Genomic DNA, 3,761 nt, shown 5'->3' with positions numbered 1-3,761 from the left:
GACGCAGACTTGGGCGTGTTGAAAAACTTGCTGAGACTTTGATGAATCATAAAAATGTTTTAACGCATTGTAATGTTTCTGGCGAGCTTGCCATGGCGGCACAAATTTGTAAAGAACAAGGAAAGAATATTAGTTTTTTTGCAACGGAAACGCGTCCATATTTTCAGGGATCACGCTTAACGGCTTGGGAGCTAAAAAAAGCAAAAATACCCGTGACATTGGTTGCAGATAATGCTGTTGGAACGTTGTTGCGCGACAAGATGATTGATGCCGTTGTTGTCGGGTCTGATCGATCATGCGCCAATGGAGATTTTGCCAACAAGATTGGAACTTTACAAATTGCAGTCATGGCAAAGGAGTTTGGTGTGCCGTTTTATGTTTTAACGCAGCCATCGAATAAAGTAAAACAAGGAAAAGATATCCCCATTGAGATTCGAGATGAGAATGAGCTTCTTAAGGTAAAAGGAAAATGTTTTGCTCATAAGGGCGTTAAAGGATTTTATCCAGGATTTGATGTTGTTCCGCGTCAATTTATAACAAAGGCGATTGCAATTAATGTTAACCCCGCTACGAAGGGAAATGCGTCTAGTGAGCTTAATCCTAAAGAGAGAGTAAAGCCAGAGTCAGTACAAATTGCTAGAAAGCAAAGTTTTTCATTGGGGCCGGCTGAAAAGAAAAATTCTATTGTTTTGCTTCATGGAGTATTTAAAGATTCTTTTTTTGAGATTTTAAAGAAAAAGAAGATAAGAGAAGTTTTTGTTTTAGAGGGGCGTCCTTATTTGGATGGAGCTAAAGAGTTATGTCCGAAATTACTAAAACATAAAATCCAACCTGTTTTGATTGCGGACAATATGGCAGGATTTCTGTTTTATAAAGATTTGGTCAAAGAAGTTTGGATTTCTTATCAAGAAGAAGGCAAGAAAAATGTTTTGTGTAAAATAGGCGGTCTTATTTTAAGCGTAATGGCGAAACGACATAAAGTGCCAGTTAATGTTTTTCCGTCAGGAAAGCAAAAGAAGTATATTGCTAATCCAAAAGAGATTTTTTCGTTTAATGGCAAAAGAGTGGCTGCTAAAGGGATTAATGGATTTGTTCCTTTGCTTGAGGATGTCCCTAGAAAATATATAACGGAGATTTATTCATGAACAAATTAAAAAAAGAAATTATTGAAATCGGAAAATTGCTTTGGGATAAAGATTTGGCATCTGGCTTAAATGGCAATATCAGTGTTCGTGTTGATGAAAAAAGTTTTCTTTTAACGGGGCGAGGCACATGTTTAGGGAGATTAACGGAAGATGATATTGTCCAAGTTGATCTTGATGGTAACGTGATTGGTAAAGGAGAGGCTTCTTCTGAGAATTTGATGCACAGAGAAATTTATAAAACTTTTTCAGAGACAAAGGCCATCGTTCATACGCACTTGACATATGCAAGTGGATATTTTAGCGTTAATGACACGTTAACACCAATTACATTTGAGTCGCGTCTTTATTTAGGAAAGATTCAGGCGGTTTCGCAAACAACGCCCACCGTAACAGATGTTGCGCCTGTGATTGAAGCACTTAAAAGCAATAATATTATGATGCTTAAATCTCACGGATCTTTGGCAATAGGAAAAAATCTTTTTGATTGTTTTCTTCTGACGCAATGCCTTGAGGAATCTGTGAAGATGGATGCTGTAAGCCGAATTTATAAAAGCGATACAGGTCACACGTCACAAGTTACAAGCGAAAATAAAGATGAGAAAAAAATGAAAAAGTTTAAATTATTTTCTAGAGAACAAATTGATGAAATTGTGCGTCTTGTTAATTTAGATAAAAAGCTCGCCGAGCTTGGCAAAAGCAGCCAGATGACTATGGATTTAGCGGTTAAGCTAGATGAAAACGGTGTTTCTTATCGGTTTAAATTTGAAGACGGGAAAATCGTTGATGTCGCTGAAACAGATCAGGCTGAATTTGTTGTTTCCGCTCCTGAAGAAATTTGGCGATCGGTTTTTGCCCGTGAAATTGACCCGTTTGTTGCCACAACACAAAAGAGAATGAATCTCAAAGGCGATTTTGCTAAAATTTCAAAATGGTATGCGCCGTGCTCACGGCTTTTTGAGCTTTGGCAAGAAGTAGGGGTTGAATAATGAGTGAAATAAAACAATTTCAGATTTTTGTTGATGGGCTTTGGATCACGCCTAACAAGAATCAATATATTGATTGCGTTAACCCGTCGACGGATGAAGTTTTTGCACAAATTGCAAAAGCGGATAGCGATGATACTAAGAAAGCAATTGATGCAGCTAGAAAATCTTTTGACTCTGGTTTGTGGTCTGGTTTAAGCGTTAAAGAGCGCGGAAAATACATTGTTAAAATTGCAAGCCTTATTCGTGAGAACGCGAAAGAATTGGCAGAGCTAGAAAGCAAAGGTGCGGGCAAGACTATCAAGCATTCAACTTTTATTGATGTGCCAAGTGTCGCCGATACTTTTGAATATTTTGGTAAAATTGAAAAAGAGATTGAAAGTCGTAGCGTTAGTATTGGCGCGCCGGTTGATAGCAAAATTTGTTATGAGCCGATTGGCGTTGTTGGGGCAATTTCTGCTTGGAATTATCCTTTGATCTTTTTTGGTTGGAAAGTAGCGCCTGCATTAATAACAGGAAATTCTGTTGTTTACAAGCCTTCAAGTGTTGCGAGTGTGGCGGTTATGCGTTTGATTGAAATTATTCAGAATGTTTTGCCTAAAGGTGTTTTGAATGTTGTGACAGGTTCCGTTGAGGTTGGCGAAGAGATCGCGCGATCAAGCAATGTTGATATGATTACTTTTACCGGTGGGACTGAGACTGGTCAGAAAATTATGCAAGCTGCATCGGTGAATACAAAAAAATTGTGTCTTGAGCTCGGCGGAAAATCTCCTAATATTGTTTTTGCTGATTGCAATATAGATGCTGCGATTGGCGGGGCGATGTCAGCTATTTTTATGAATCAAGGGCAGATGTGTACGGCTGGTTCAAGACTGTTGTTGGAAGATAAGATTTACGATGAGTTTGTTGAAAAGCTAAAAGCAAAGGCGAAATCATTAAAGATCGGTGACGCACTTGATTATTCGACGGAGTTTGGTCCATTGGTAAGTAAAGCACACAGAGATTCTGTCTTAAAGTTTATTGAGCAAGGAAAAAAGGAAGGTGCCAATCTTGTTTGTGGTGGTAATGTTCCGACTCAAAAGGGAGCATTCTTAGAGCCAACGATTTTTGTTGATGTTAAAAATTCAATGACGATTGCGCAACAAGAGGCGTTTGGTCCAGTTTTATGTGTTATTAAGTTTTCTGGTGAAGAACAAGCGGTTGAAATTGCCAATGATAGTAAGTATGGATTGGCTGCTATGGTTTGGACGAAAGATATTGAAAAAGCTAGTCGCGTTTCGTCGAAACTCCATTGCGGAACAGTTTGGATTAATACGTATGGCGGGTTTTATAATGAGGCGCCATTTGGCGGATACAAACAAAGTGGTTTTGGAAGAGAGCTGGGAATTGAAGGTCTTTTGGAATATTGTCAAGCTAAGCATGTTTGCATCGACAAAACGCCTGGCGGAAAATCTTTGGCAGCAAGCTGGTTTTGACTACAGAGTCCAAAAACAGGATTGATATTTTTAATGACAAAGATGATAGGAATAATAAAGAAAGTTGTAAGTTCTAAGTTATAAGCGGTAAGTTTATGGCAAAAACATTTAGAGACTTAATAGTTTGGCAGAAGGCGCATTCTTTAGCTTTAGAAACT

Annotated in this window: 3 protein-coding genes; all 3 read left to right on the top strand. The window is 38.4% G+C overall.

What is annotated here, in order from left to right:
- A partial coding sequence (locus PHY73_08725; protein MDD3375785.1) for a hypothetical protein occupies positions 1 to 1,145 on the top strand: 1,145 nt, incomplete at its 5' end.
- Positions 1,142 to 2,131: a class II aldolase/adducin family protein gene (locus PHY73_08720; GenBank protein MDD3375784.1), complete on the top strand. Its 990-nt coding sequence runs from the start codon at positions 1,142 to 1,144 to the stop codon at positions 2,129 to 2,131. The genes PHY73_08725 and PHY73_08720, both read left to right, overlap by 4 nt.
- Positions 2,131 to 3,603, top strand: coding sequence for an aldehyde dehydrogenase family protein (locus PHY73_08715; GenBank protein ID MDD3375783.1), 1,473 nt, complete (start codon positions 2,131 to 2,133; stop codon positions 3,601 to 3,603). Before PHY73_08720 ends, PHY73_08715 begins: the two co-directional genes overlap by 1 nt.
- The last annotated feature ends 158 nt before the right edge of the window (positions 3,604 to 3,761 follow it).

This window comes from Candidatus Omnitrophota bacterium (assembly GCA_028693815.1).
In the GTDB taxonomy this organism is placed as follows: Bacteria; Omnitrophota; Gorgyraeia; order Zapsychrales; family Aceulaceae; genus Aceula.
The sequence above is the reverse complement of the archived record's forward strand: the minus strand, read 5'-3'. Positions and strand labels throughout refer to the sequence as shown.

Excerpts from the sequence above, each read along its gene's own strand:
- PHY73_08720 (MDD3375784.1), top strand. The coding sequence starts at position 1,142 with ATGAACAAATTAAAAAAAGAAATTATTGAAATCGGAAAATTGCTTTGG.
- PHY73_08715 (MDD3375783.1), top strand. The coding sequence starts at position 2,131 with ATGAGTGAAATAAAACAATTTCAGATTTTTGTTGATGGGCTTTGGATC.